A 25,280-nucleotide genomic window follows, 5' to 3' on the forward strand; every position below is an offset into this window, starting at 1 on the left:
ATGTATAAGATTCGACTTCGCCCGTTAGCCGCAGCAATTATCGTATCGGGCTGTTCAAGTGCAACTTTCGCTCAATTAGGTACTAACTTATCTGTTGATATCAGATCATTGAGTATGGGGAATGCAGTTACTGCAGATCCTCCAGGAATTAGTGCAATTCATTTTAACCCCGCAGCCTTAACTAAAATCGAAGGCCTGCAAACCGATGTACAAGGGATTCTCGCGAATTTTGATATTCAACGGGAATTCTCAGTTCCTGCTGGTTATAACGTATTTGGCTATTCTGATGACCCGATGGTATGTAATGATGGGCCAGAGGTGTCTTCCGATTTATGTACAGACTTTAAAGGTACAGTGAATGGGGATGTAGAATACGTAAGTTTATATGTTCCTGTACTGAAAAAAATGGTTGATCTTGGGGAAGGTTTACCAATGGCAGCACCTACAGCAGGTATTGCCTATAATCCACCGGGCTCAAAAACAACTTTTGCAACGGCAATGTATGCACCGTTGGTTGCGGGTTTTGGTGCGGAAAATGGTAACCCTGGGAATTATATGGGGCAACAGGTTGCTCTAGAAAGGATTACCTATTTATCTCCATCTATTGCATATCAAGTGAATGACGAACTATCTGTTGGCGCTTCGGTTGGTATGTCTTATCAAGCGATTGGCTTAAAAACGGATTTACGTTTTCCGAATGAGTTAATTGGTATGTTGCGAATGATTGATGAAGTCGTTTGTACACCTTTTAAAGAAAATTCGGACATTATTACCGACATTCTGTTGCTAGGAATGTGTAATACCAATGAAGGTATGAATCCATTTGGCAAGTTCGGACAAATGCAGCTTGCTTTGGAGCAATCACTTAGCCCAAGTTATAACCTTGGTGTGTTGTGGGAACCAACTGATGATTTTAGCTTTGGTATGGTGTATCAAAGTGCTGCAAAAATGCGTTTAAAAGGTAAATATCACATTGATAACGCAAATGCTCCACGTGAGCTAATCAATGGTTTAATGTCATCACCTACGGGTCAAATTCTTGCTGCAATTTTAGGTTTTCCAAATTCTATACCGGCAAGTGAGTCTGGTCTGGTTTCAATGGATTTTGAATATCCAGCTCATTTTCAGGCCGGGATAAAATATAAGCTTTTACCAGATCTACAAGTTAATTTTGATGTAGGCTGGACTGATTATAAAGCTTGGGACAAGTTTAAGTTTGAATTTGACCGACAAATTTCAGCATTAAAAATTGCCAAATTACTTTCTGAAAATATTGGTGATTCTTCTCTTGCACTTCCATTAGGATTTACTTCACCATGGAATTTTGGCATAGGTGTGGAATATTCCGCCACAGATCGTTTGAAGTTACGTGCTGGATATGAACCTCGTAGCAGTGCAATTCCAGATAATAAGCGAAATACAATGGTGCCTATTAATGATGCACAATTGTTTGGCATGGGGGTAGGTTATCGTTTTGATGCAGATACTGATTTAGATTTATCAATTGGTTTTTTACGTAGTAAAGATAACATTCCAGCAAATACCAGTAGTTTGGCCAACCAAACAGGTGTGAATAATATTTTATTAAATCCATATGCGGGTTTAAATGTTAAAACGAATACCAAAGTCACAATTTTAGGATTGAACTACAGAACACGATGGTAGATAAATTGAAAATAATGAAAGGGAATTCATTGGTGAAATCGATACTTGCACTATGTATGGTGCCGGTATCTTTTTCGTATGCGGGCGAGTTTTATACTATTGTTGGGCCAGATGGCCGCCCTATGGTGATCCAGCAAAAAGCTCCACCTAAAAATCAAGTAACTGAAGTGAATAAATCTGCATCAGTTAATATGAGTAGTCAAGAAACGCAATCCATTAATCATTCCCCGAGTAATCATCCTGAAGTTAAAGCCATTACAATTCAGCCTAGACCTTCATTACAACTCCAGGGGGAAGATAAAGTAGCAATTCAAAATAACCAAAAAATTGTTCATCCTCATGTTGAAGCCGCTAAAATACCGCAAGCGACATATGTAAAACCTAAAAGTGATAAAAACGAAAAAGCTGTAGCACAGTCCCCATCTATCCCAAAAAAGCTGGAAGAAACTGCACAACTCGCTACTGATATTCCTAAAGAACTGAAAGAAGTCAAAAACGCAGAAAACTATGTCACGGTTGATGGTACGCAATATATAAAAAATGAATACCTTGAGGACAAGGAATTTAATCTGGAAGGGAAGAAGCGTTTTTATGCTATGCCTGAAGGCATTATTGATACCAAGCATGGAGTGACACGTTTGCAAATGGTGGAGCGTGAAAAAGGAGTAAGTAAATCCCTGCTGCAATCATTTTTTAAAAAGAATTCCAAACAGGAGAGTGGTCCAATTACCTTGTCAACCACTTATTATCGGGTTTCCCAAGCTGACGCGGTTGCAAGTTTAGGCCAACAATGTATTCAAGATAAAAAAATTAAAAATGCGAAAACTGTCAGTTTAGATAAGGAAGTTAATGTCTGGCCAAGAGCCCCATTAAAAGAACAATTTGATTTTGAAATTGTGAAGGTTGCCAATGCAATTCAGAACATTCAGATTAATTCTTATGCTTCTAGACAGCAAAATCCGACCTTTTATTGGCCTTTTGTAGTTTTTCTAGACACCAACGGATGTGTACTTGAGGGTGCGGGAGGTTTTAAAAATCATGAAGCTGCGGGATCATTTACTACACATGAAAAAATTGAAGGAATCATACATATTCCTTCTCAAAGCCGATATATGTTATTGACCCCTTTAGCCAGTGCAATAGATTTAGAAAACAAAGCACTTACTAACCAGGGTCAATTAAAATTAATAGCAATTCGCTAAGGATATAAGAAGAGAATTAGGATGAAAAATAAATATTTACTGCCTTTTACCTTGACTACATTGATGGCAGCTTTAAGTGGTTGTGGGGGGGAAAGTGCCAATATTATTCCTGAAGTCTATGATTCAAGTACGGAAAATGGTAGCTGTACCGTAGGTAGTGAGGGATGCGTAGAATTTGCATTAGATTATCCGCTTGATGGACTTAATTTTAAGTGTAGTAGTGATACTACTAATAGCTTTGTTTCTATTATGGATTTAGCCAATAATGTGGCTACAGGTAACTGTAGAACTGGTGACAAAGTCAATTTCTTTATAAAAGGCGAAAAAGATAAACAGATTAATCTGGGAACAGTAGATTTAAGTAAAATCGCACTCGTCAGTACGACGGGACAAATTCCACGTTTGACCGTTTTAGATATTGCGCAAGGGATCACAGGGCAGTCTGCAATAACTTTAAATCAGAATGATGCGACAGTTAAGGTGGCAATGAGTCTGGTCAAAATCTTGCAAACATTAGCCTTGCAAGATAATAAAATTGTTGAGCCGACGGACATTCAAGCTTTGTATATTACAGATGCAATGCGGACGAAATTGGATCTGATTTTAAATTCAGTTACGTCACAACAAATCATTAATGGTGAATACGTTACAATTATTAAGCCATGGGTTGATGTCAGTGCAATCACGGATGATCAGGCATTTGAAGTAGTTAAAAAATTAACAACAATTGCCAATGCTGCAGTATACCAACCAGAATTTTCTTTATTTTCTACCACGGGAACAATTGGTAACTTACTGTCGGGTTCGGATGGTTTGGTCGGTTGTAATAAAGATACCTGTATTACAACCGATACATCAACCAAGTTTTTATTTGGGCACTTCATGTTAATTACTGACCGGCAGGGGTATACGCTAGGTAGTGGTTTACAATGGCGAGGTACAATTGCTAAATCGTTATCTACCCTAAGTACGGTTAATGCTGAATTGATCCGTAATACAAAACCGGTACGAATGACTGCAGCAGCACAATCTCATTGGATTAATCCGATCAGCAAACGGATTGACCAAGATTATCAGTTTGATGTGAGTGATGTAAACTCACAACCTCTAATCATTAATCAGGGCAAACTCTACAATGATTATATGATTGCCGGAAAAGAGAGTTTTTATAAGTTACTAACCCAGAAAACCACACTGACAGCCGATGATTTACTGGATTTGGGCCAATGGCATCAAAATATTAATTCAGGGGAAATATATAAAGGTAGTTTAGACCTATATAAAATTTTCCCTATTACCTATTTAGATAAAAAAGTCTTTAAGTCGATTAATAACGTGGCCCTTGGGGACAAGTATGTGTTCCCGCTGTATGCTGATTTAACATTTAAATTCACAGAAAAGTCAGTCTCTGATGTGAAATTAGGAATTGTTATTGACCGTAATGGTGATATTCGTACCAATATGAAGCCTGGTTATACTGAAAATGATATGTCCACAGATGCGGTAAATGGTTGTAGTAGTGAGGATATACTTCCAAGTTCATTTAAGGATATAAATGATGTACAGCAATACCGTTTAGGTACAATTGCACGTACCTTCACACCAGAGCAATCGATTTCCATGCGTATGATTTTAGCTGGCGAAACATTTGCTAAAATTGATGGGGCACTGGTTGGAATGAACTCTACTATTAAAACATCGTCTGATTCATCATCTGAAAGTATCGTGGTCGGTGGTGCATTGTTACGTTTGACCAACCTGCTGGATCCATCAGTACCAACAGGAACCCGGCCATCAACTGTAAGCTTTACCAATTCAGACAATACAGCCGTGAAATGGGGCAATACGCTAGCGAGTTTTCAGGGCATCTATAATATAAACAATCCAAGTCTGGTAACAGCGAATGATACTGCGCTGGCAAAACTGAATGGGGGGACTGTGGAAATGTCTTTAGCTCCATGTTATACAGTCAGAACTAAATAAAGTGAACAATAAAAAGCCCATCACATGATGGGCTTTTTATTGAGTTGCAAATTTATCGTACTCTTAACCCGTATGATCCAGACGGGTACCCAAAGTTTCTAAATGCATGTTGAATGAATCCGTTTTACGATCTTCAAAATAGTGTCTTAAGGTACGCTCTACACTTGGAAAAGCCAGTTCAGACCAAGGAATTTCATGTTCTTCAAATAAACGCGATTCAATAGTTTCTTCACCCGCACCAAATATTCCATTGACGAGATTGGCTTTAAACAGAACGTAGATTTGTCCAATTCGGGGGATATTGTACATGCAGTAGAGCTGTTCAATTTCAACTTCAGCTTCAGCCTCTTCACGGGTTTCTCTGGCAGCGCCTTGTTCCATGGTCTCAAACAGTTCCATATAACCCGCAGGCAGGGTCCATAGCCCATAACGTGGCTCAATGGCACGGCGGCAAAGTAAAACTTTATTTTCCCACAGGACAAGTGCACCGCAAATGACTTTGGGATTGACGTAATGAATATTGCCGCAATCTGTACAAACGCGGCGTAATTGATGGTCGCCGAGTGGAATTTTTTCCGTTGTTTTATGTCCGCAAATTACACAGAAATTCATATTCATCGTCAATGATAAAGGTGTTGATCAGCATAACTGAAAAATGCAACTTTGGCATCATTTCTATCTTTTGGAATAAAAATTCAGCTATGATGAAATAAAGCACCAAACAGGAACAGTAGCACATGGATGACTACTCATTAATACAATTATTACAGCACAGGTTACGCTTTTCTACACGAGTAAAGCCTGCTCAGGCCGCTGTACTGATTGCCATTACCGATGAGTCCGATCCCAAAGTTTTGCTCACGCGCCGTTCTTTATATTTGTCTAATCATGCCGGGGAAGTTTCGTTTCCCGGTGGTAAAAGAGATCCTCAAGATACCAGTAATATAGTGGTGGCTTTGCGTGAAGCCTATGAGGAAACCGCGCTGAATCCATTTGATGTGCAACTGATTGGTGATTTGCCGATGCAAAAAGCCCGCAACGGTATGCTGGTTAAACCGGTGGTTGGACTGATTCCTCCAGAAGTAAAGTTGACACCTCAACCAAGCGAGATCGACCGCATTTTTTTTGCATCACTAAGCAGTTTAATGAATGCGCCACCGATTCCCTATGAAGTGCGTTATGCCCATCAGTCTTTGTATTTTCCCAGCATGCGCGTGGAAAATGAAGTTGTCTGGGGCTTAACTGCGCGAATGTTGGTTTCACTGTTTCAGTATGGTTTGGATTATCAAAAGGAATGGCCATTTTTATTAAATTCGCCTGCTTTTTATAGTAATAAGATTAAATACGGTAAATAAGGAACTTTAACCCATGATCTATAAATTTAAAGGATATACGCCTCAAGCAACGCATCAACCATGGGATGGTTGGGTAGCTGATAGTGCTACAGTTTTGGGACAAGTTGAAATGGGCAAGCAGGTCAGTGTATGGTTTGGAGCAGTCATCCGGGGTGATAACAGCAAGATCAAACTGGGGGATTTTACCAATGTTCAGGAAAATGCCGTGTTACATACCGATGCAGGCATTGAAATGCATATTGGTAGTTATGTCACGATTGGGCATCAAGCGATGTTGCATGGTTGTACTATTGGTGATAACACGCTGATTGGCATTAATAGCGTGATTTTAAATCATGCCGCGATTGGTAAAAATTGCATTATCGGCGCCAATGCCTTAATACCCGAAGGCAAAGTCATTCCAGACAATTCGGTAGTGATGGGTTCACCGGGGAAAATCGTTAAAACGCTGGATGAGGCGGCTGAAGTCAAACTCAAAATGAGTGCCATTCACTACGCAGAACATTTCAAGGATTATCAGCATTTGGAGTCAGTTGAACTGTGATTTGAAACGATATATTTAGCCAGGCGAAAGCTTGGCTTTTTTGTATCCTGTAGATGGAAAATCTCGCCTCGCACGCATGAGTGGAGTATGATATCCGACGTTTTTTATATTTAAATGAATTAAGGTTGTGCATGAAGTTGCTGGCATTGGAAACTGCCAATGAGCAGTGTTCCGTTTCTATTGTAGATGACACTCAAGAATTATTTTTTCAATTAGATGCGCGAGCAAAAGCACAAACGCAAACGATACTCCCAATGATCGAACAGGCATTTACCCAGCTTGGTTTGTCTGCATCTGAACTTACTGCAATTGCATTTAGCCGCGGTCCCGGTTCTTTTAGCGGGGTACGTATCAATGCGGCTGTGACTCAGGCATTGGCTTGGGCAAATGATCTGCCTGTTGTTCCTGTTTCAACCTTGCAAGCCTTGGCACAGGCAGCATATCGTGTGGCGGGTTTAACGGCAGTGACTGCAGTACTGGATGCACGCATGGATGAAGTCTATATCTCGAGTTTTCAGCTGGACCCACAGGGTATTATGCAGCCTGTAGATACAGAGCAACTGTTAAATTATGCTGATGCCGGGGCAATGGTTAAATTTGAGCTGGTGGGGTCGGGTTCAGCTTTAGTTAAGCCTGAACAAATACAATACAAAGACTTAAGTGCGACGGCACAAGATATTGCGACCATTGCGCGCGCGCATGCAGAGCAAAAGCATTGGGTGAGTGCTGAACAGGCATTACCGGTGTATTTACGTGACAATGCCTGGAAAAAAATTCCAGAACAAGGCAAATCATAATCAGGATTTTCTATGGATCTTTTACTGCTGCTGAAAGCGGCAATTATGGGTATCGTTGAAGGGATTACCGAATTTTTACCCATCTCCAGTACCGGACATTTAATTCTCGCTTCAGAACTCATGAATTTCTGGACCAAAGAAAAAAGCGATGTATTTGTGATCGCCATTCAAATGGGTGCGATTGCAGCAGTCATTTATGAATACTGGGCCCGTCTATGGGGGGCAGCAACTGGTATGTTTACCGGTGAAGCCAAAGGTCGTCATCTCGGTTTTAGCCTGATCATGGCATCCATTCCCATTGTGCTGGTGGGCCTGACTTTTGGACAGGCAGTCAAAGAATTATTATTTAATGATATTGCCGTGGCAATTGGTTTGATTGTTGGTGGTTTCATCATTATGTGGATTGAAAAACATCCGCCTAAAGTAAATGCTGAAGAAGTGGAAAACATCAGCTATAAGGAAGCGATCTGGATTGGTTTAATTCAGGTGCTGTCTTTAATTCCAGGTACATCACGTTCAGGTGCAACCATTATTGGTGCCATGTTCCTGGGCATCTCACGTAAGGCGGCGACAGAGTTTTCTTTCTTCCTGGGTATTCCGGTGATTGTCGGGGCAGGCCTGCTCGATCTTTATCAAAGTTATGAAGTAATGCAAACCACTGAAGACTGGATTGTTTTAGCAGTAGGTCTGATCGTTTCCTTTGTTTCAGCCTTGATTTTAATTCGTGTTTTAGTGGCTTATGTGGCTAAACGTGATTTCATGGTTTTTGCCTGGTACCGTATTGCTTCAGGTCTTTTAATCTTACTTTTTGCATTTACAGGCTGGAAATTATGGTAAGCGAATTCCGCTTATTTGTAGAACAGGAATTTCAACAGAAAGCACAGCAGTATTCTGCTGTGCTTTCTTCTCGTGGAGTGAATGTAAATGTTGAGACCATTGAAAAGCTGAACGCCCGGTTTTTGCGTTTAAATCCTGAGCTGGCTTTATGTGTAGATGAGTCCGGTCTGTGGCTGTGTGCCAATGGCATGAAAATGCAGCCCGACTGGCAGGCCGAAGTACCACGTTTAAAACGCTCATCGTTAAAATCTGAAATGATTGCACGGGCCTGTAATCTGGGCGAAATACCCAGCTTGATTGATGCGACTGCCGGTTTAGGTCATGACAGTCTGTTGATGGCACATTTGGGTGCAAATGTCACCTTGGTTGAACGCCATCCAATCTTGTTTACCTTGCTGGAAGACAGTAAAAACCATGCGCAAAATGATGCTTTTCTCAGTTCAGTTGTAGCACGAATTGATCTGGTTTTTTCTGATTCTGCCGATTACCTGACCCAGCAGGCGGAACAGCAGCATGTGGTGGATGTGGTGTATCTTGATCCGATGTTTCCACAGCGCGACCAGAATCAGCAAGCCATTAAAAAACAGGCACAAGTGAAAAAGCAGATGCAGCTCTTACATATGCTGTTGCCTGAACATGGTGAAATGGACCTGGGTGACAACCTGTTAACTCTGGCGCAAAAAGTGGCTAAACGTGTGGTGGTGAAACGTCCACGTCTGGCAGTCTATCTGGCCGATCTGGAACCGGATCATCAATGGCAGGGAGATGCCTGTCGTTTTGATGCTTACTTTCAGCAACATCTTCTAGAGTAGTTTGGTAATTGATTCAATAATGTGCATTAATTTGTTATATAGTTCCAAAGCAGCATTGATAAAAATTCCATCAAGCATAAACTTAGACCGGTAAATCCGCGAGCGACAACCACCCTGAAATCCTATGATCGACTTTAAACCCTCCATCAATTTTTGGCATGATTTTAAGAGCAACCAAACTGCAGGGATGTGGCTTTTTTTGGGTTCGCGTCGTTCTTTGCAAATTGTTCGGCCATCGATCCTGCAACTGATTTTTTGGGGGATTTTGGGCGGCAGTGCCAACAGTTTATTTAGCTGGCTCAGTGCGGAGGAGATCGGGGAATTTAACCCGCAAGGCCTGATCAGTTATGCTTTATGGCCTTTTATTGCGCTTATTGTCGGTATTTTCCTTTCCCAGCGGATCAATAATCCCCGGCTGATGCTGGTACCCGCCTTGTTGTGGCTGGTACTGGATACCCATATTGCCTTATTGCAAAGCCTGATCCAGTATCTGGGTTATATTGATGTCTTGCCTTACCTGTTCTATGACTATTTGCCGACCATCTTCATGGTGCTGTTTGTCTGGCAAAGTCTGGCTGTGGTGTGGGTGTTTTCCCGTGAACTGAAATGGCCGTGGTGGGAGCGGGCGCTAATTGTGGCTGCGACACTATTCACTCTTGTGGTCTGGCAAATGTCGGTGAAAAGTCAGCCGATCTGGAAAGTTGAAGAAACCCCGCCAACCTTTGCTGAAGATGCTTTTTATGCACAAAGCCGTATCTTGAACAAGTCGCTGGAATCAATTCAATACGGTGAATTTGCCCAGTCGCACTGGTACTTTTTAGGGGTTGCCGGTGCAGGTTATCAAGATGTCTTTAAGTCGGAAATTGAACGGATTAAAGAACAATTTGATACCCGTTTTGGAACTTTTGGCCGTTCCATGGCGCTGATTAATAATCCCGAAACCCGAACGCAAATGCCGATTGCTTCACGTACCAGTATGGAAATGGCCTTGCGCCGTATCGGGCAGCAAATGAACAAAGAAAGTGATGTATTATTTTTATACATGACTTCACACGGTTTGCCGAATCAGTTTGAAATGGAAAATGATCCGATCGATTTAAATGATGTCGATCCTAAATGGCTTAAAGAAACTTTGGACAAATCCGGTATTCGTTGGCGCGTGATCGTGATTTCGGCATGTTATTCAGGGAGTTTTGTTCCCGCTTTGCAGGATGATAATACTTTAATTATTACCGCCTCTGCGGCTGACCGGGCATCTTTTGGCTGTTCCAATGAAGCGGATTATACTTATTTTGGCCGGGCCTTTTTTGATCAGGCGATGCGCGAGCAGATGTCTATACAAGGGGCTTTTGAGCAGACCAAGAAAACGGTAGCACAATGGGAAACTGCTCAAGGGTTTGAAGCTTCTGAACCGCAATGGTCGATCGGCAAGAATATGGAATTTATGTTGCCGCAGCTCGAGCAACGCTTATTTCCTGCTACAACTCAGACAGATATGAAGATAGAAACTCCACAATTAAGTGTGGCAGCACCATAAGGAAAATAATGATGGAATTGATGCAAGTTAATCAATGCTTTGATGGGGAACAGCGAATTTATGCCTTTAATTCTAACAATTTAAAAGGGCAGACCAAATTTGGAATTTTCTTGCCGCATCAGGCTTTAACCGGTCAAGCCTGTCCTGCGCTGTTTTATTTGGCGGGTCTGACCTGTACTGAAGAAACCTTCGCCATTAAAGCCCATGCGCAACGTTTGGCAGCCCAGCTGGGGTTGATCCTGATTAGTCCGGACACTTCACCCCGAGGTGAACAAGTTGCAGCAGGGGATTCATGGGATATCGGTCAGGGTGCCGGATTTTATATCAATGCGACTCAGGCACCGTGGGCTGAGAATTATCAAATAGAAAGTTTTATTGCCGATGAACTTTATGAGCTAGTGAAGCAAAACTTTCCAGTGCAAGCAGATGCTATCGGAATCTTCGGGCATTCCATGGGCGGACATGGTGCACTGACACTGGCTTTTAAATACCCGGAAAAATTTAAATCGGTGTCTGCTTTCGCTCCGATTTGCGCGCCGAGCCAATGCCCTTGGGGTGAAAAAGCTTTTTCGAATTATTTGGGTGAAGATCGAAATGAATGGTTAAAGCATGATGCCACTGCCTTGATTCAAGAAAAAGGGGCATTGTTTACAGAAATTTTGATTGATCAAGGATCTAAAGATCAATTCTATGCACAATTGAATCCGGCCTTATTTAAACAGGCCTGTAAGCAAGCAGGGCAATCCCTAACCTTGCGTGAACATGCCGGCTATGATCACGGATATTATTTCATTCAAACCTTTATGGATGATCATTTGCAATTCCATGCTGTACAACTCGAAGCCTAATGACTCATTCAAAAAAAGGGAGAATTTAATTCTCCCTTTTTTATTGATGTTGCCATGTAGCAGTAAATTCTTGCTGTGCCATTCGGCTTAAATGGTCCAGCACCACTTTTTCCAGTCTACTTAAGTCTTCTAATGAACTGTCAATCGAAACCAATAATAGGGTGGATTGTGGTATTAGCTTAACAGTCGCGTCCGGCATAAAAATACTGAAATCTTCCTCAGTTTCAGAGACTTCAAATTTATGTTTCCAGTGATTGAGTAATCGTTTGGCGATACGGGCTGCTTCTGATGTGATAATTTGTGTATTACTTTTCATTCTCATTTACCTTGTGCGCTTAGGTCAAAATAGCAGATTTAAAATGAATACGATTAAATCGCAACAGATGTAGATTGAATCACAGCAGCAAAGTTCAATTTGTTATAATGTGAAAAATCAATTCAAATGCATAGCCAGGTTCTCCCCATGTCCAAGCCATATTTAATTGCACCTTCCATTTTATCTGCCGACTTTGCCCGTTTAGGTGAAGAAGTTGAAAATGTGCTTGCTGCAGGTGCAGATGTCGTACATTTTGATGTGATGGACAACCATTACGTTCCTAACCTGACGTTTGGTGCAGGTGTATGCAAGGCATTAAAAAAATATGGGATTCAGGCACCGATTGATGTGCATCTTATGGTGTCACCAGTAGACCGTATGATTGGCGATTTTCTCGAAGCAGGTGCTGATATTATTACCTTTCATCCGGAAGCTTCGGATCATATTGACCGTTCTTTACAGTTAATCAAATCGGGCGGTGCCAAAGCAGGTTTGGTGTTTAACCCGGCAACCCCTTTGCATTATCTGGACTATGTGCTGGACAAAGTCGATCAGGTTTTGTTGATGAGTGTCAACCCGGGCTTTGGCGGTCAAAAATTTATTCCCATGACTTTGGATAAACTGCGTCAGGCACGCAAGATCATTGATGCCTCAGGCCGTGACATCCGTTTGGAAGTAGATGGTGGAGTGACGCCAGCCAATATTCGTGAAATTGCTGAAGCTGGTGCAGATATGTTTGTTGCAGGTTCGGCGATTTTTGGCAAGCCGGATTATAAAGCTGTGATTGATGAAATGCGCTCAGAACTGGCAAAAGTAGGCTCAGTTAATCTCTAATAATCTACAATTAATGATTGCTAAGTTGTGGATAACTTTATGGATAACCATATGGATATCTGTGTAGATAACTGTATGGATAACTTGATTAGTTTATAAACAATTGTAGATCAATAGTTTAATAATTAGACATTAAATGTATAAAAAGGACTCAAATGAGTCCTTTTTTAGCTTGTTAAGCTATTAAAAAATATGGTGGTTTATTCGTCTATGCTTAAAAATAAAACTGTTTAAAAAATAACTTTATTGTTTAAGTTGGCATTATTCAGCGGGATTTGGCACTGTTTAGCATAAACTTAAAAATTGTGCATAACTTGGATCTTGGTTATGCTATTAAACTCAAATCAAAAGAACATGATTTATCTTTTATTGTGGATTAATTAAGGACAATGCTGTGCTAACTTCATTATGCAAACAGGCTTGGTTTGTGTTCCTGATGGTTTTCGCCATCGGGTGGAGTAATGCTGTCTTGGCATTTGAACAGCCTATGCATCAGCAAATGATGAGTGAATTGACGGTTCAGCATGAAGATAAAATGCCCATGACGACCATGTCGGGTTGCCATGATTCAGTCAAAACTCTACCGGACATGCAGCATCATCCTGTTGATCAGCTAAAAGTACAGCATGATCAAGATTGTCATCAGGATATGGGTGATCAACAACAGCATTTTAGCTGTAATGATTGTGTACCATTGCACTGTCAGAGTTTAACAGTCTGGTTGGATTCACAAATATCCGATTTAGTGCATTTAGAAGAAGTTCAAGAACATCCACAGCGCAATTTTGATTATTCAGCCCAGCATTTAAGCGGCTTCTGGCAGCAGATCTTACGCCCTCCCAAAGCTTAATCTTGATTTAAAAAACATTTTTATTTTTAAATTACAGGTTAAGTCATGTCGATTAAATTAACTCAAAGCCTCTTAGTCGGGGTGTGTTTAGTGTCATCATCGTGGGCGATTGCTGCGGTCAAAGAATATCACCTGAACATTGATCAACAGATGGTGAATATCACCGAAAAACCCTTAAAACGCATTACGGTCAATGGTCAGTTTCCCGCGCCTCTTCTGGAATTTGAAGAGGGGGACGATGCCGTGATTTATGTGCATAACAAACTTAAAAATCAGGATTCTTCCATTCACTGGCATGGATTATTGTTGCCGGGATTAATGGATGGCGTACCCGGTTTTAACCAGTTCAAGGGCATTAAACCGCAAAGTGATTTTGTCTACCGTTTCAAAGTTCGTCAAAATGGAACCTATTGGTATCACGCGCATTCTAAAGGACAGGAACAGGATGGACTGTATGGCGCTCTGGTGATTTATCCCAAAGGGAAAAAGCCGCTAGCAGCGCATGAACAGGCTGATCGTGATTATGTGGTGATGCTGTCCGATTTTCATCAATCCAGCAGTGACCAAATCCAGAAGAACCTGAAAAAGTCGGCTGAATACTATCAAAATCGGCGTGAAACTTTGTCGGATGTCTGGAAGCAGGTCAAACGTGATGGATTAAAAAATACCTGGCAAGATCGTTCCATGTGGAATCAGATGCGCATGCTGAAAACCGATTTGTCTGATGTTACCGGTTATACCTTTTTGATCAATGGCAAAACGCCAGAACAAAACTGGACCGGCATGTTTAAGCCGAATGAAAAAGTCCGCTTACGTTTTATTAATGCTTCCGCCATGTCATTTTATGATGTCAGTATTCCCAACTTGAAAATGACCGTAGTGAGTGCTGACGGGCAGCCAGTTAAACCTGTGCCGGTCGATGAGTTTCGAATCGGTACTGCAGAAACTTATGATGTGATTGCGGAGCCAAAAGCCAATCATTATCAGATTGAAGCCGAGTCGATTGACCGTAGCGGTTTTGCCATTGGGTCATTGCATAATGAAACTGCTCCAGTAACGCATGCGATTCATATGCCTAAGCCACGTCCACGTGCATTACTCACGATGGAAGATATGGGACATGGCTCATCATCAAGTGATCATGCGAACATGAATCATGATCAGATGGATGATCATCAGAGTAGTAAGTATCAAGGCAGCGAAGATAATAGTGGTGCAAGTTCAATGAATCATCAAATGATGGATCATTCATCCATGCAACATGACATGGCTGGCATGGATCATTCGCAAATGAACCACACCAAGTCGAATACGAATGACCATTCACAACATCAAGCAAAGTCTGATTCAGAACTACAACAAGGAATGAATCATTCTGCACATACCTCGGTGAAACCAGCCTTAAATGAAAATACCCAAGTGGTTTATGGCTGGGCAAATGCGTCTACTCCGGCAGGACATAAGGCACTGCAATATAGCGATTTGAAATCATTAAACCCACAACCGGATACCCGTCCGGCAGAACGCGAACTGGAAGTGCGTTTGGGTGGCAACATGGAACGCTATATCTGGACCATCAACGGCAAGAAATTTACCGAAGTTGAACCGTTACAGGTGAAATATGGCGAACGTATCCGTTTGAAATTCATTAATGACAGCATGATGGCGCATCCGATGCATCTGCATGGCATGTTTATGCAGCTGGAAAATGGGCAAAGTAGCGCCAATATGCCGAATAAACACACCTTGATTGTACCACCAGGTAAAACCGTCACTGCGCTGCTCACTGCGGATGAACTGGGTGAATGGGCAATCCATTGCCATCTGCTGTATCACATGTCATCTGGAATGATGAGTAAACTGGTGGTGGCGAATGTCGATGGAAATCAAGCACCGACACCATCTACCTCAAACTCAGCAAAGCAAGGAGACTCACATGCGCATCATTAATCTATTTGCAATGAGCACATTGAGTACCTCATTACTGTTGTTATCTGGACAAAGTTTTGCACAGCCAAGTCATCAAACCATGCCGATGGCGGAAACGCAGACTTCACAACAAAATGAAATACCGGTCGATCATTCACAGCATCATGTCGTGTCAACTACAGCCCAAACCCTTGTTGAAGCTAAAGCAGCGCCATCTGTACAGGATGAAAATGCGAACGTAAATGATGCTGCATCTGCCGAGCATATCAAAGAACATGGTGGACAGATTTATCAGCAAACCACGGTTGAAAGTAAATGGCTGCGCAATGATGATGGCGAAGGTGTTTTAAAGTCGGAACTGGAAACCCGAATCGGTACAGATGAAAATAAAATTTTTATCAAAGTTCATGCCGATGATGCTGAATCAGAGCAAGCCGAGTACGATGCCAAGGTTTTATACAGTCGCAATGTTGCCGATTTTTGGGATGTTCAGGCCGGTCTGCGCTATCGCAATGACCAGAATCGTGAAGTCGATCCGGATCAGGTCGATGCCGTGATTGGGGTTCATGGACTGGCACCGTATTTCTTTGAAACCAATGCCTATCTCTATGTCGGGCAGGATAATCAAACATCTTTAAGCTTGGAAACCGAACGCGATGTGCTACTGACGCAAAAGCTGATTGTTAAGCCTTATCTGGATCTGAATGTGGTATTGAGTGATGATTCCAGCTATGCACAAAAATCCGGTTTAAGTACCGCGCAACTGGGGCTGGAAACGCGATATGAAATCAATAAAAAGGTCATGCCTTTTGTCGATGTTGCATACAGCTATAACAAGGGCAATGAAGAAACAGCTTGGCAGCAACAATCATCTTCTGAAAATGAATGGCTGTATGGTGCAGGGATTCGTTTTAAATTTTAGTTTTGTGTAGAAGATTCAAAATGCGACTGGTTTAGGCCAGTCGCATTTTTATTTGCACTTTTAAGGTGAGTGATGGATCAAAATATGTAAAACAAGCACCTATTTGGCTCAACTATTATATAATTATTAACTCAGTTAAAGGAGGAACGACCTCCCTTGGTGCAATCGACTGTATCGTTGCACTGAGAAAATTCGTCAGGACGACCTGACTCTAATCAAATGGAGCATAGTCGTCATGGCTTGGGTGGTTTTGGTTTTAGCGGGTCTTTTTGAAATTGTCTGGGCCTATGCCATGAAACTTTCAGAAGGATTCACGCGTTTAACTCCCAGTATCATTACTGTTATTTTCATGATTTTAAGCTTTGCTTTACTGGCTTATGCCATGCGCACTTTGCCACTGGGTACAGCTTATACCATCTGGACCGGTATAGGTGCAGTCGGTTCTTTTCTGCTTGGGGTGTTTATATTAGGTGAGCCTGCATCGACGATGCGCATGCTGGCGGCAGTCCTGATTATTTCTGGATTAGTGCTGATGAAACTGTCATCATCATAAAATCTGGATCATTTATTTCACTGCAGGAGTAGACAATGAAACTGGCATTTATGGAAATGGCTTCTCCTGTAGGCAGCTTAAAACTGGTGGCCAATGACACGGCTTTGGTAGCAGTACTTTGGGAAAATGAACATCCTAAACGGGTTCGTTTAGCTGAACTGATTGAACAGACGCATCATCCTATTTTGTTGGAAACCCAAAAGCAGTTAACTGAATATTTCGCTGGAAAACGCCAGCAATTTGATTTGCCTTTAGATTTTGAAGGTACTGAATTTCAGAAGAAAGTTTGGCAAGCCTTGCTGAGTATTCCATTTGGGGAAACCCGTAGTTACCGCGATATTGCCGAGCAAGTAGGAAATGTGAAAGCGGTTCGTGCAGTGGGTGCGGCCAATGGTAAAAACCCGATTTCGATTATTGCGCCGTGTCACCGTGTGGTCGGAACAAATGGTAAATTAGTCGGGTTTGCCGGTGGACTGGAAAATAAAGATATCCTGTTAAAATTAGAGAAAGTCATTTAAATTATAAAATCTTATAAAAAATAAAGATCAATAAAATGTTGAGTCAGATATTTGCGCAACTTGGGTCGAGCTTTTGGTGGATCATTCTTGTTTTTATCGTAATAGGTATCCTTAAGGTTTTTAAACCCTTTATTAAAGGTAAAGTAGGGGAATTGGCGGTAGCGGTACACGTCAAACTGTATTTGAAAGACCCGCAATATATTTTATTAAATGATTGTACTTTGCCAGATGAGCAATCGGGAACGACGCAAATTGACCATATTCTGCTCAGTCCGTTTGGCATTTTTGTGATTGAAACCAAAAATTATACCGGCTGGATTTTTGGTGGTGAACGTCAAAAAATGTGGACGCAAAAGATTTATAAAAACAGTTATAAATTTCAAAATCCATTGCATCAGAATTATAAACATATGAAAGTGCTTGAAGATGTACTCTCCGATATTGTTGAACCAGAGTACATGCATTCGGTGATTGTGTTTATGCCTGAGAGTGAGTTTAAAACAGCCATGCCTAGTAATGTATTTCGTGGGGCAGCATGGACAGATTACGTTAAAGGTTTTCAGGATGAAGTGATTCCGGCCATGAAACTCAAGCGCATCAAGCTGCGTATTGAAAAAGAGGTTCTTGAAAAATCATGGAAAACCAATCGAATGCATGTGGAAAATTTAAGACAGCGTAAAGAAAGTAACTAAAGTAAAAAACTAGATAAAAAAGCCTTTCAATATTCAAAGGCTTTTGACTTTAATGCTTTAAGACATTTAATTTTTCAATAATTTCAGTCAAGGCTTTAATCCTTTTGACCTCATTCCACAACTCTTTAGCTTCAGGATAATGCTTCGACATCATGCCGAGCCACTGTTTATAGCGTCCGACCATATTCACTTCTTTTTTATAGGGGCCATTCAGGAAACGAATTTGCAAAGCCAATAATTCATTCCAGGTGATTAAGGCTTCATCAGTATTTTGACGGATACATTGGGTGATATCGGGCGTAGTCACAGCAGCTCGGCCTATCATCAAATCTTCACAGCCAGATTCAAGTTGGCATTGTTTGGCATCTGTATTGTTCCAGATTTCACCATTGGCAATCACATTAATTTTTAAAGCTTCACGAATAGGTTGCAACTGATCCCAAAATGCAGGAGGGGTATAGCCTTCAGCCTTGGTACGGGCATGCACTGTGACCCAGGAAGCACCAGCATCTTCAATGGCATGGGCATTTTCCAGAGTAAAGTTACGGTCCATATAGCCGAGACGCATTTTGGCAGACACTGGAATATGCGAAGGTACAGCATCTCGAACAGCTTTGACCAGCATGTGGACTACTTCAGGTTCATCCAGCAGTACTGAACCACCACGGTGCCGGTTTACCGTTTTTGCCGGACAACCAAAATTCATATCAATCACAGGAGCACCGAGTTCAACAGCACGAATGGCATTGGCTGCCAGCATTTCCGGATCATTGCCTAAGAACTGCACGTGCACAGGTGTACCTGATGCTGTTTTGCCATCATTGAGTAATTCTGGGCAATATTGATAGTAAATATGATCTGGCAATACAGAGTTGGTCACACGGATAAACTCGGTTACACACCAGTCAAAGCTGCCCACAGACGTGAGTACATCACGCATAATTGGGTCAGTTAAGCCTTCCATGGGTGCAAGGATGAGTTTCACAGTGATGTTTACCCGTTAAATTTGAAAAACGGTGTTATACGTTTTTTTGGGTGGGTTGTCTAGGAAAAGGTCTTTGAATGATGGTGTTGTGATGTGCAGGATTTAATATTTATAGGGAGATAAAGGATTTTGTGTTAAATAAAACAGAGATATAAAAAGGTATTTTAACTTTAAAGGAAAGATTTTTTGAATAAAATTTTATCAAATATTTACTTATTTATAATTCTTCCTATATGTGCTGTTAGTGCATCACTTACAGCAAGTTATATCACAGGAGAGTGGCATTGGTTTGGAAGATCAGGTTCTATTGTAACAATGGCCGGAATCCTTCTTAGTGTAAGACCTATACTTCGAATGGGAGTTGAGAAATATATAGAACAGCAAAATAATAAGGATATGGGGACGATACTTGGAGATACGCTTAAAGAAATTGAAGAGCATGATCAAATAAAATTAGATGTACGAGGTTTGTATACAGGTAGCTTTATGACAATAGTTGGTACATTAATTTGGGGATATGGTGATCTTTTGGGATAGAAAATATCATTTATTTTTCAAGCTTTCTTAAAATTAACATAATACACGTTATACGAAATGCTGGATATTTCTCTTTTTATATCATTGTATTAGATCCTGCTACTCAGATCTGTAGGGTAGCAGGACGGTAACTTCTTTATTTTTTACGTTCCACGCTTATTATTTAATCATTGTTCCACGCTTTTAATTAGGCAAACTGAACAAAAGAATCTTATTTCCCCAAAATCATTTCCAGTACAAACTTGGAACCAATAAAACCCACTGCCAATAAGAAGAAACCAATCAAGGTAAAGCGAATCGCTTTTTGACCGCGCCAGCCAAATTTATAATGGCCAATCAACAGTGAGCCATAGACAAACCAGGAAATAATACTAAACGCCGTTTTATGCGCTAAGTGCTGGGCAAAGAAATTTTCAATGGTAAAGAAGCCAAAAACAAGTGCTAAAGTCAGCAAGATAAAACCGGTAATGATTAAATCAAATAACAACGATTCCATCGCCTGAAATGAAGGCAATAAATTGACCCACAGTCTTTTGGTTTTATTCTTTAATTCACGGTTCTGAAACCACAAAATCACGGCTTGAATGGTGGCCATCAACAAAACCGCATAGGCAGATAAAGACAAAATAATATGAATGTCTAAACCCAAAGAATGCTGTTCAATTACCTGATTGGGTTTGCTTAAGGCAAAACCTAAAATCAGCCCGATAGCGGCAACCGGTATGCCGAGTAAATTCAATGCCAAAATCGGGCGGAAGGTACTAAACAGTAAGCTCAGAAACAACATCAAGCCTGAAGTAAATGACATCAGCACAAAAACATCATAATTGATACCGGAAGGTGTCAGCATATCGTTACACAGAACACCGCCATGCAACAATAATCCTAACCCGAGTACAAGTCCTAAAAACCAATGGTTGGGATCACGTTTTGACATTAAGTGGATAAACAGATACCAGAAAGATGTGGTATAAGCGATTAATGCTAAGATCGTGTAAACCAAGGGCAGGCTAATCATGTCAAACCTTTTTCAGGATGATGAATATTCATTTATATAAATTCGATGCGAACTACAGTATCCTATAGCATCTTATGCATAAATTTTCTATTTTAAGAAACAATTTTTTGCTCATGGCTATTTTAAGCGGATTTTGCAATGTTTGATACCTTAACAGAACGACTCACGCAGAGTTTAAGAAATGTTACTGGCTCAGGGCAGCTAACCGAAGACAATATTAAAGATACGTTACGTGAAGTGCGTATGGCACTTCTTGAAGCCGATGTGGCGTTACCTGTAACTCGTGAGTTTATCGCGAAAGTTAAGGAAGAGGCATTGGGCCAAGAAGTGATGACTCAGTTATCACCGGGCCAGGCGTTCGTCAAAATTGTACATGACGAACTGACCAAAATGATGGGTGAGGCTAATGAGAGCCTTGACCTAGCAGCCAAACCTCCTGTGGTGGTACTGCTTGCAGGTTTGCAAGGTGCCGGTAAAACCACCACGGCGGCAAAACTTGCACGTTTCTTGCAAGAACGTCAAAAGAAAAAAGTGGCGATGGTTTCTGCCGACGTATACCGTCCAGCAGCAATCAAACAGCTTCAGACTGTTGCAGGTGAAGTTGGCGCGATCTTCTTTGAATCGAATGCCAATGAAAAACCAATTGATATTGCCAACCGTGCTATTGAGCAGGCAAAAATCCAGTTTGCTGATGTTTTAATTGTCGATACTGCAGGTCGTTTACATGTCGATGATGACATGATGGACGAGATTAAAGAGCTGCATGCTGCAATTAAGCCAACTGAAACCCTGTTCGTAGTCGATGCAATGACCGGTCAGGATGCGGCGAATACAGCCAAAGCCTTTAATGATGCCTTACCGTTAACCGGTGTGATCCTGACCAAAACGGATGGTGATGCACGCGGTGGTGCGGCGCTTTCAGTTCGTGCAATTACCGGCAAGCCAATTAAGTTCCTGGGTATGGGTGAAAAGCTCGATGCACTTGAGCCATTCCATCCTGAGCGTATCGCACAGCGTATCTTGGGTATGGGTGATGTACTTTCTTTGGTCGAAGAACTTGAACGTAAAGTCGACAAAGAAAAAGCCGAAAAAATGGCGAAAAAATTGCAAAAAGGCGGTAGCTTCAATTTTGAAGATATGCTGATGCAGTTTGAACAGATGAACAAAATGGGCGGCATGATGGGCTTCCTGGATAAACTTCCAGGCATGAGCAACTCCGGTATTCAAGATGCGATTGCGCAGGCAAATCCAGAGAAGCAAGTGAAGAAAATGGAAGCGATTATCCAGTCGATGACCATTAAAGAACGCCGCAATCCGGATTTGATGAATCCAAGCCGTAAAAAACGTATTGCTGCTGGTTGTGGTATGGATGTTTCAGAAGTGAATAAACTGATTAAACAGCATGCGCAAATGGCGAAAATGATGAAGAAATTTGCCAATCCGTCAGGTATGGCAAAAATGCTGAAATCATTGGGTGGCATGCAAAAACAGTTTGGTGGCGGCGGTATGGGACCACTATTCGGTAATAAAGATCAGAAATAAAGATTGAGCTTTAACAATCCATCAGAAGAAGGCGCGTAATGCGCCTTTTTTATTGGGCTTGTCCTAAAAATCTTTAGACAAATGCGGTTTATTTTGTGACGAACAGGCTGGATTTTTCAATTCTAACCAGCATATGATAATTAAATAATTCTAAAAGATGACCTGATAAACAATTTGTCATAAGAAGAAAAGATATGTCACAATTTCAGAAGAAAGTTTATATCGTTCCTGGTGATCAAGCTTCCCCTAATGATCATTGGTTTCCATGGCTGAGCCAGCAGATTCAGCATGCAGGTCATTCGGCCAGACGACTGTTATTGCCCGATCCCGACGCACCCAATTTTCAGAGCTGGCAACAAGCATTAGCGCTGCAAATACCTCATTTAGATCCGAACAGTATTATTGTCGCGCATGGTTTAGGTTGTCTTGCGAGCCTGCACTTTTTAACTCAGGCACTCAATCAAACCCAAATTAAAGGACTGATTCTGGTAGCCGGTTTTAAGGATAAACTCACCGCATTGCCCGAACTGGACGGGTTTATCCGTCAGGCAAAATTAGACGTGGCCATTTTACAAAAACAGATTGCGACCCGGTTTTTACTGTTTTCCTGCAATGATCCTTATGTGTCACCGCCTAAAGCTTTATTGCTAGGACATTATATTAATGCCCAGATGCAGGAGGTAAATTATGCGGGGCATTTTATGCGCAGTGATGGTTTCGATGAATTTAACCAGGTCTGGGATGTACTCAAACCTCTGCTGCTGCATTAATCTGGCTGGAATCTATTGCAATCTTTGTGCAAGCGATAGATTAAATTGCCGAGTGTCTACATTCGGCAATTCATTTTTATAAAAAGAGCAACAAATGAATCACTTTATTCAGGCTGAGCTTATTGCACACTAGAGCGACTTAAGGAAATGGAACAACAATAATGGCTCAAGTGATTGTCATACATGGCTATACGGCCAGCCCGGAAGAAAACTGGTATCCCTGGTTTCAGCAACTTGCTAATGAACAGCATTTTAGTTTGAATATTTTGCGCCTCGATCCTTCAACCCATCCCAAGTTGTCAGTATGGACGTCACAAATAGAACAGCAGGCAGGTGGTCTGGATGGAAACACTATCGTGATTGCGCATAGCCTAGGGACTATTGCGGCACTGCATTATTTATCTGAACATTTAAAAAATCAGCGTATAAAACAGCTGGTGTTAATTGCCGGTTTTAATGGCCGTCTAGGACGCTTGGATGAAGTAAATCCTTTTATCGACGCTGCGCAGATTGATCTTGAATTATTAAAACGCCAGATTGAACATCGTGTGGTGATTTATTCGGAAGGGGATGACCGTGTTCAGCCCAAATTCAGTATTGAACAGGCCAAAAGTCTGGATGCCGAACTGATTGCGGCCCAGCATCAGGGGCATTTTATCGACTCCGAGGGCTGTACTGAACTGCCGGAAGTCTGGCAAGTGATCCAGCCCTATTTAATTCGACAAAATCAGGCTTCAGCCAAGGAATAAATATAATTTTGCAGACCTTTGAGCAGTAGATCGGTTTCAATACTTGGCTGATATTGACCAAGATATTTGGCAAAGAGTGGAGCATCGCCACCGGTTAAAATCAGTTTGCCTGGATACTTGTCTAAGACCTTTTCAATGGTACTGACCAGACTGAGCAGAATGCCATGGTGAACTGCATCAATGGTATTGCGACCCGGGGTCAGCTCATCGAAGGTAGCATCGGGAATCTTGATGCCTTTGGTATTTTGAATTAAGGAATCGCGCTGTAAATATAGATTCGGCAGAATATAACCACCCAAGTGTTGCAAGCCATCGGTGAGGTCAATGGTCAGTGCAGTGCCACAACTGACCACACAATATTTTTGCTCTGGATTGTTGACCACAGCCAGCATTTGCAACCAGCGGTCTACACCGAACTTGCTGGTATCTTCATATGCACAGCGTAGACCCGCATATTCGGCATGCACTTTGGCAAAGCTCACCGGCACATCTAAAAACTTGAGAATTTTCTGGATGCGTTCATTGTTTTTTTTGTCCTGGACCGAAGACACTCCAACTTGATGCAGATCCAAACTTTTAAAATGCTGGATTAGACCGAGGAGCAGCTCGGCAGGAGATTGCAGATGCAGTTCCGCAGCATGTTCAATAATCTGATCATTTTCAGTGATCCAGTATTTGAGTCGGGTATTGCCGATATCCAGCCATAAATTCTTCATTGCATTTCTCTATGCAGGAGTGTCCAGATGGCGTAAACGCCCTTGATAAAATTGTTTTAAACCTTCAGCGGTTTCAATATTTACGGAGCCATCATCCTGAATGCCCAGGAAGATGCCTGAACATAGCCCTGAATGATGCTCAAATTCAACCGCCTGATTTTTAAAAGCCGCATAATGATTAAAGCGTGCAGCCAGGTTAGGGCAGTCATGATCAAACCATTCACTGGCTTGCTGAATGGCCATATACAATTCTGCAATCAGCTGAATACGGGAAATATCTTCTAATTCTAGCTCGCGCAGAGAGGTTGCATGCTGGTCAATCTGTGCTTGTGGTACAGGTTCAAGATTAATCCCGACCCCGACAATGACTTGATGCGGGGAAATCGGTTCCACCAGGATACCGCCCCATTTTCCTTGCAGACTGTACAGGTCATTCGGCCATTTGACTTGCAGCTTAAGCGTATTAAGACTCGGCATTTGCAAAATATTCAGTGCAATTTCAAGTGCAAGCCGGCCATCAATGGCTGTTCGGGTATTCAGCAATGTGCTTAAATAGATGTTGCCTTCAGGGGATACCCACTGTCGTTGACGCTGTCCACGACCTTGAGTTTGCCGGGTACTGCAAACCAGAACACTGTGCATGCCTTTACGTGCAATTTCACGTACATCATCATTGGTTGATGTGGTAACCGGTTTCAGTATCAAAACTTCAGGAAGCTGATGGGCATCATCGAGGATTTTTTGCAACTGTCTGGTCTCTAAATCCATT

27 protein-coding genes are annotated in these 25,280 nt (G+C 41.7%); 21 read left to right on the plus strand and 6 right to left on the minus strand.

Annotated elements, in window-relative coordinates; all coding sequences use genetic code 11:
* Genes B4C48_RS03715 through B4C48_RS03725 form a run of 3 tightly spaced genes read left to right on the plus strand, consistent with a single transcriptional unit; the run spans position 1 to position 4,850 of the window.
* Complete coding sequence (locus tag B4C48_RS03715; protein ID WP_291354277.1) at positions 1–1,665, plus strand: OmpP1/FadL family transporter; 1,665 nt, start codon at positions 1–3, stop codon at positions 1,663–1,665.
* 32 nt (positions 1,666–1,697) lie between these two features.
* On the plus strand, positions 1,698–2,867 hold the full coding sequence (gene filE / locus B4C48_RS03720; protein WP_291354278.1) for a putative pilus assembly protein FilE: 1,170 nt from the start codon (positions 1,698–1,700) through the stop codon (positions 2,865–2,867).
* A gap of 21 nt (positions 2,868–2,888) precedes the next feature.
* The gene (locus B4C48_RS03725) at positions 2,889–4,850 is read left to right on the plus strand and encodes a hypothetical protein (RefSeq protein WP_291354279.1); all 1,962 of its coding nucleotides are present in this window, start codon (positions 2,889–2,891) and stop codon (positions 4,848–4,850) included.
* 63 nt (positions 4,851–4,913) lie between these two features.
* Here the strand turns inward: B4C48_RS03725 and B4C48_RS03730 are convergent, their stop codons facing one another.
* The gene (locus B4C48_RS03730; protein WP_291354280.1) at positions 4,914–5,462 is read right to left on the minus strand and encodes an NUDIX hydrolase; all 549 of its coding nucleotides are present in this window, start codon (positions 5,460–5,462) and stop codon (positions 4,914–4,916) included.
* 125 nt (positions 5,463–5,587) lie between these two features.
* Between B4C48_RS03730 and B4C48_RS03735 the strand changes: the two genes are divergently transcribed.
* The 7 genes from B4C48_RS03735 to fghA all read left to right on the plus strand — a co-directional run bounded on the left by B4C48_RS03735 (position 5,588) and on the right by fghA (position 11,580).
* The gene (locus tag B4C48_RS03735; RefSeq protein ID WP_291354281.1) at positions 5,588–6,205 is read left to right on the plus strand and encodes an NUDIX hydrolase; all 618 of its coding nucleotides are present in this window, start codon (positions 5,588–5,590) and stop codon (positions 6,203–6,205) included.
* Between the two features lie 13 nt (positions 6,206–6,218).
* Positions 6,219–6,749 (plus strand): gamma carbonic anhydrase family protein, encoded by a 531-nt coding sequence (locus B4C48_RS03740; RefSeq protein ID WP_291354282.1) that lies wholly within the window; start codon positions 6,219–6,221, stop codon positions 6,747–6,749.
* Positions 6,750–6,880: 131 nt separating this feature from the next.
* The gene (gene tsaB / locus B4C48_RS03745) at positions 6,881–7,546 is read left to right on the plus strand and encodes a tRNA (adenosine(37)-N6)-threonylcarbamoyltransferase complex dimerization subunit type 1 TsaB (RefSeq protein ID WP_291354283.1); all 666 of its coding nucleotides are present in this window, start codon (positions 6,881–6,883) and stop codon (positions 7,544–7,546) included.
* 12 nt (positions 7,547–7,558) lie between these two features.
* Positions 7,559–8,383, plus strand: coding sequence for an undecaprenyl-diphosphate phosphatase (locus B4C48_RS03750; protein WP_291354284.1), 825 nt, complete (start codon positions 7,559–7,561; stop codon positions 8,381–8,383).
* Positions 8,377–9,195: a class I SAM-dependent methyltransferase gene (locus B4C48_RS03755; RefSeq protein WP_291354285.1), complete on the plus strand. Its 819-nt coding sequence runs from the start codon at positions 8,377–8,379 to the stop codon at positions 9,193–9,195. Before B4C48_RS03750 ends, B4C48_RS03755 begins: the two co-directional genes overlap by 7 nt.
* 124 nt (positions 9,196–9,319) lie before the next feature.
* Positions 9,320–10,732, plus strand: a complete 1,413-nt coding sequence (locus B4C48_RS03760) for a C13 family peptidase (protein ID WP_291354286.1) — start codon at positions 9,320–9,322, stop codon at positions 10,730–10,732.
* Positions 10,733–10,743: 11 nt separating this feature from the next.
* Positions 10,744–11,580 carry an S-formylglutathione hydrolase gene (fghA, locus tag B4C48_RS03765; protein ID WP_291354287.1) on the plus strand — a complete coding sequence of 279 codons (837 nt, stop codon included), beginning with the start codon at positions 10,744–10,746 and terminating at the stop codon, positions 11,578–11,580.
* A 40-nt stretch (positions 11,581–11,620) separates the two neighbouring features.
* Here fghA and B4C48_RS03770 read toward each other — a convergent pair whose 3' ends face one another.
* A complete protein-coding gene (locus B4C48_RS03770; RefSeq protein WP_291354288.1) occupies positions 11,621–11,896 on the minus strand; it encodes a DUF2218 domain-containing protein in 276 nt (91 codons plus the stop codon).
* 147 nt (positions 11,897–12,043) lie between these two features.
* Here B4C48_RS03770 and rpe point away from each other — a divergent pair, with 147 nt between their 5' ends.
* The 7 genes from rpe to B4C48_RS03805 all read left to right on the plus strand — a co-directional run bounded on the left by rpe (position 12,044) and on the right by B4C48_RS03805 (position 18,194).
* Positions 12,044–12,730, plus strand: coding sequence for a ribulose-phosphate 3-epimerase (gene rpe, locus B4C48_RS03775; RefSeq protein ID WP_291354289.1), 687 nt, complete (start codon positions 12,044–12,046; stop codon positions 12,728–12,730).
* A gap of 394 nt (positions 12,731–13,124) precedes the next feature.
* Positions 13,125–13,580: a hypothetical protein gene (locus tag B4C48_RS03780; RefSeq protein ID WP_291354290.1), complete on the plus strand. Its 456-nt coding sequence runs from the start codon at positions 13,125–13,127 to the stop codon at positions 13,578–13,580.
* A gap of 45 nt (positions 13,581–13,625) precedes the next feature.
* Positions 13,626–15,530 carry a copper resistance system multicopper oxidase gene (locus B4C48_RS03785; RefSeq protein WP_291354291.1) on the plus strand — a complete coding sequence of 635 codons (1,905 nt, stop codon included), beginning with the start codon at positions 13,626–13,628 and terminating at the stop codon, positions 15,528–15,530.
* Entirely contained in the window at positions 15,517–16,431 is a 915-nt protein-coding gene (locus tag B4C48_RS03790) for a copper resistance protein B (RefSeq protein WP_291354292.1), read from the plus strand. Before B4C48_RS03785 ends, B4C48_RS03790 begins: the two co-directional genes overlap by 14 nt.
* 235 nt (positions 16,432–16,666) lie before the next feature.
* Positions 16,667–16,984, plus strand: coding sequence for a quaternary ammonium compound efflux SMR transporter SugE (sugE, locus tag B4C48_RS03795; protein WP_291354293.1), 318 nt, complete (start codon positions 16,667–16,669; stop codon positions 16,982–16,984).
* Between the two features lie 35 nt (positions 16,985–17,019).
* On the plus strand, positions 17,020–17,502 hold the full coding sequence (locus B4C48_RS03800; RefSeq protein ID WP_291354294.1) for a methylated-DNA--[protein]-cysteine S-methyltransferase: 483 nt from the start codon (positions 17,020–17,022) through the stop codon (positions 17,500–17,502).
* 35 nt (positions 17,503–17,537) lie between these two features.
* A complete protein-coding gene (locus tag B4C48_RS03805) occupies positions 17,538–18,194 on the plus strand; it encodes a nuclease-related domain-containing protein (RefSeq protein WP_291354295.1) in 657 nt (218 codons plus the stop codon).
* A gap of 49 nt (positions 18,195–18,243) precedes the next feature.
* On the opposite strand, the gene B4C48_RS03810 is transcribed toward B4C48_RS03805, so the two are convergent.
* On the minus strand, positions 18,244–19,179 hold the full coding sequence (locus B4C48_RS03810; RefSeq protein ID WP_291354296.1) for a tRNA dihydrouridine synthase: 936 nt from the start codon (positions 19,177–19,179) through the stop codon (positions 18,244–18,246).
* A 186-nt stretch (positions 19,180–19,365) separates the two neighbouring features.
* Here B4C48_RS03810 and B4C48_RS03815 point away from each other — a divergent pair, with 186 nt between their 5' ends.
* Complete coding sequence (locus B4C48_RS03815) at positions 19,366–19,716, plus strand: hypothetical protein (protein ID WP_291354297.1); 351 nt, start codon at positions 19,366–19,368, stop codon at positions 19,714–19,716.
* Between the two features lie 211 nt (positions 19,717–19,927).
* Here the strand turns inward: B4C48_RS03815 and B4C48_RS03820 are convergent, their stop codons facing one another.
* Complete coding sequence (locus B4C48_RS03820; RefSeq protein WP_291354298.1) at positions 19,928–20,734, minus strand: cytochrome C assembly family protein; 807 nt, start codon at positions 20,732–20,734, stop codon at positions 19,928–19,930.
* A gap of 138 nt (positions 20,735–20,872) precedes the next feature.
* Here B4C48_RS03820 and ffh point away from each other — a divergent pair, with 138 nt between their 5' ends.
* The 3 genes from ffh (at position 20,873) to B4C48_RS03835 (ending at position 23,795) form a co-directional block, all read left to right on the plus strand.
* Positions 20,873–22,276: a signal recognition particle protein gene (ffh, locus tag B4C48_RS03825; RefSeq protein WP_291354299.1), complete on the plus strand. Its 1,404-nt coding sequence runs from the start codon at positions 20,873–20,875 to the stop codon at positions 22,274–22,276.
* A gap of 194 nt (positions 22,277–22,470) precedes the next feature.
* On the plus strand, positions 22,471–23,046 hold the full coding sequence (locus tag B4C48_RS03830; protein ID WP_291354300.1) for an RBBP9/YdeN family alpha/beta hydrolase: 576 nt from the start codon (positions 22,471–22,473) through the stop codon (positions 23,044–23,046).
* A gap of 161 nt (positions 23,047–23,207) precedes the next feature.
* The gene (locus B4C48_RS03835) at positions 23,208–23,795 is read left to right on the plus strand and encodes an RBBP9/YdeN family alpha/beta hydrolase (protein ID WP_291354301.1); all 588 of its coding nucleotides are present in this window, start codon (positions 23,208–23,210) and stop codon (positions 23,793–23,795) included.
* On the opposite strand, the gene B4C48_RS03840 is transcribed toward B4C48_RS03835, so the two are convergent.
* Both B4C48_RS03840 and B4C48_RS03845 read right to left on the minus strand, forming a co-directional pair.
* Positions 23,774–24,511, minus strand: a complete 738-nt coding sequence (locus tag B4C48_RS03840) for a type III pantothenate kinase (protein ID WP_291354302.1) — start codon at positions 24,509–24,511, stop codon at positions 23,774–23,776. The genes B4C48_RS03835 and B4C48_RS03840 overlap by 22 nt on opposite strands.
* A gap of 9 nt (positions 24,512–24,520) precedes the next feature.
* Positions 24,521–25,279, minus strand: a complete 759-nt coding sequence (locus tag B4C48_RS03845) for a biotin--[acetyl-CoA-carboxylase] ligase (RefSeq protein ID WP_291354303.1) — start codon at positions 25,277–25,279, stop codon at positions 24,521–24,523.
* Position 25,280 lies beyond the last annotated feature (1 nt).

The organism is Acinetobacter sp. UBA3106, from assembly GCA_002365595.1.
Lineage (GTDB): Bacteria > Pseudomonadota > Gammaproteobacteria > Pseudomonadales > Moraxellaceae > Acinetobacter.

Excerpts from the sequence above, each read along its gene's own strand:
- B4C48_RS03830 (WP_291354300.1), top strand. The coding sequence starts at position 22,471 with ATGTCACAATTTCAGAAGAAAGTTTATATCGTTCCTGGTGATCAAGCT.
- B4C48_RS03820 (WP_291354298.1), bottom strand. The coding sequence starts at position 20,734 with ATGATTAGCCTGCCCTTGGTTTACACGATCTTAGCATTAATCGCTTAT.
- tsaB (WP_291354283.1), top strand. The coding sequence starts at position 6,881 with ATGAAGTTGCTGGCATTGGAAACTGCCAATGAGCAGTGTTCCGTTTCT.
- B4C48_RS03715 (WP_291354277.1), top strand. The coding sequence starts at position 1 with ATGTATAAGATTCGACTTCGCCCGTTAGCCGCAGCAATTATCGTATCG.
- B4C48_RS03725 (WP_291354279.1), top strand. The coding sequence starts at position 2,889 with ATGAAAAATAAATATTTACTGCCTTTTACCTTGACTACATTGATGGCA.
- B4C48_RS03740 (WP_291354282.1), top strand. The coding sequence starts at position 6,219 with ATGATCTATAAATTTAAAGGATATACGCCTCAAGCAACGCATCAACCA.
- B4C48_RS03835 (WP_291354301.1), top strand. The coding sequence starts at position 23,208 with ATGGCTCAAGTGATTGTCATACATGGCTATACGGCCAGCCCGGAAGAA.
- B4C48_RS03770 (WP_291354288.1), bottom strand. The coding sequence starts at position 11,896 with ATGAAAAGTAATACACAAATTATCACATCAGAAGCAGCCCGTATCGCC.
- ffh (WP_291354299.1), top strand. The coding sequence starts at position 20,873 with ATGTTTGATACCTTAACAGAACGACTCACGCAGAGTTTAAGAAATGTT.
- B4C48_RS03750 (WP_291354284.1), top strand. The coding sequence starts at position 7,559 with ATGGATCTTTTACTGCTGCTGAAAGCGGCAATTATGGGTATCGTTGAA.
- B4C48_RS03735 (WP_291354281.1), top strand. The coding sequence starts at position 5,588 with ATGGATGACTACTCATTAATACAATTATTACAGCACAGGTTACGCTTT.
- B4C48_RS03755 (WP_291354285.1), top strand. The coding sequence starts at position 8,377 with ATGGTAAGCGAATTCCGCTTATTTGTAGAACAGGAATTTCAACAGAAA.
- B4C48_RS03760 (WP_291354286.1), top strand. The coding sequence starts at position 9,320 with ATGATCGACTTTAAACCCTCCATCAATTTTTGGCATGATTTTAAGAGC.
- B4C48_RS03785 (WP_291354291.1), top strand. The coding sequence starts at position 13,626 with ATGTCGATTAAATTAACTCAAAGCCTCTTAGTCGGGGTGTGTTTAGTG.
- rpe (WP_291354289.1), top strand. The coding sequence starts at position 12,044 with ATGTCCAAGCCATATTTAATTGCACCTTCCATTTTATCTGCCGACTTT.
- B4C48_RS03790 (WP_291354292.1), top strand. The coding sequence starts at position 15,517 with ATGCGCATCATTAATCTATTTGCAATGAGCACATTGAGTACCTCATTA.
- B4C48_RS03730 (WP_291354280.1), bottom strand. The coding sequence starts at position 5,462 with ATGAATTTCTGTGTAATTTGCGGACATAAAACAACGGAAAAAATTCCA.
- B4C48_RS03805 (WP_291354295.1), top strand. The coding sequence starts at position 17,538 with ATGTTGAGTCAGATATTTGCGCAACTTGGGTCGAGCTTTTGGTGGATC.
- sugE (WP_291354293.1), top strand. The coding sequence starts at position 16,667 with ATGGCTTGGGTGGTTTTGGTTTTAGCGGGTCTTTTTGAAATTGTCTGG.
- B4C48_RS03845 (WP_291354303.1), bottom strand. The coding sequence starts at position 25,279 with ATGGATTTAGAGACCAGACAGTTGCAAAAAATCCTCGATGATGCCCAT.
- fghA (WP_291354287.1), top strand. The coding sequence starts at position 10,744 with ATGGAATTGATGCAAGTTAATCAATGCTTTGATGGGGAACAGCGAATT.
- B4C48_RS03840 (WP_291354302.1), bottom strand. The coding sequence starts at position 24,511 with ATGAAGAATTTATGGCTGGATATCGGCAATACCCGACTCAAATACTGG.
- B4C48_RS03800 (WP_291354294.1), top strand. The coding sequence starts at position 17,020 with ATGAAACTGGCATTTATGGAAATGGCTTCTCCTGTAGGCAGCTTAAAA.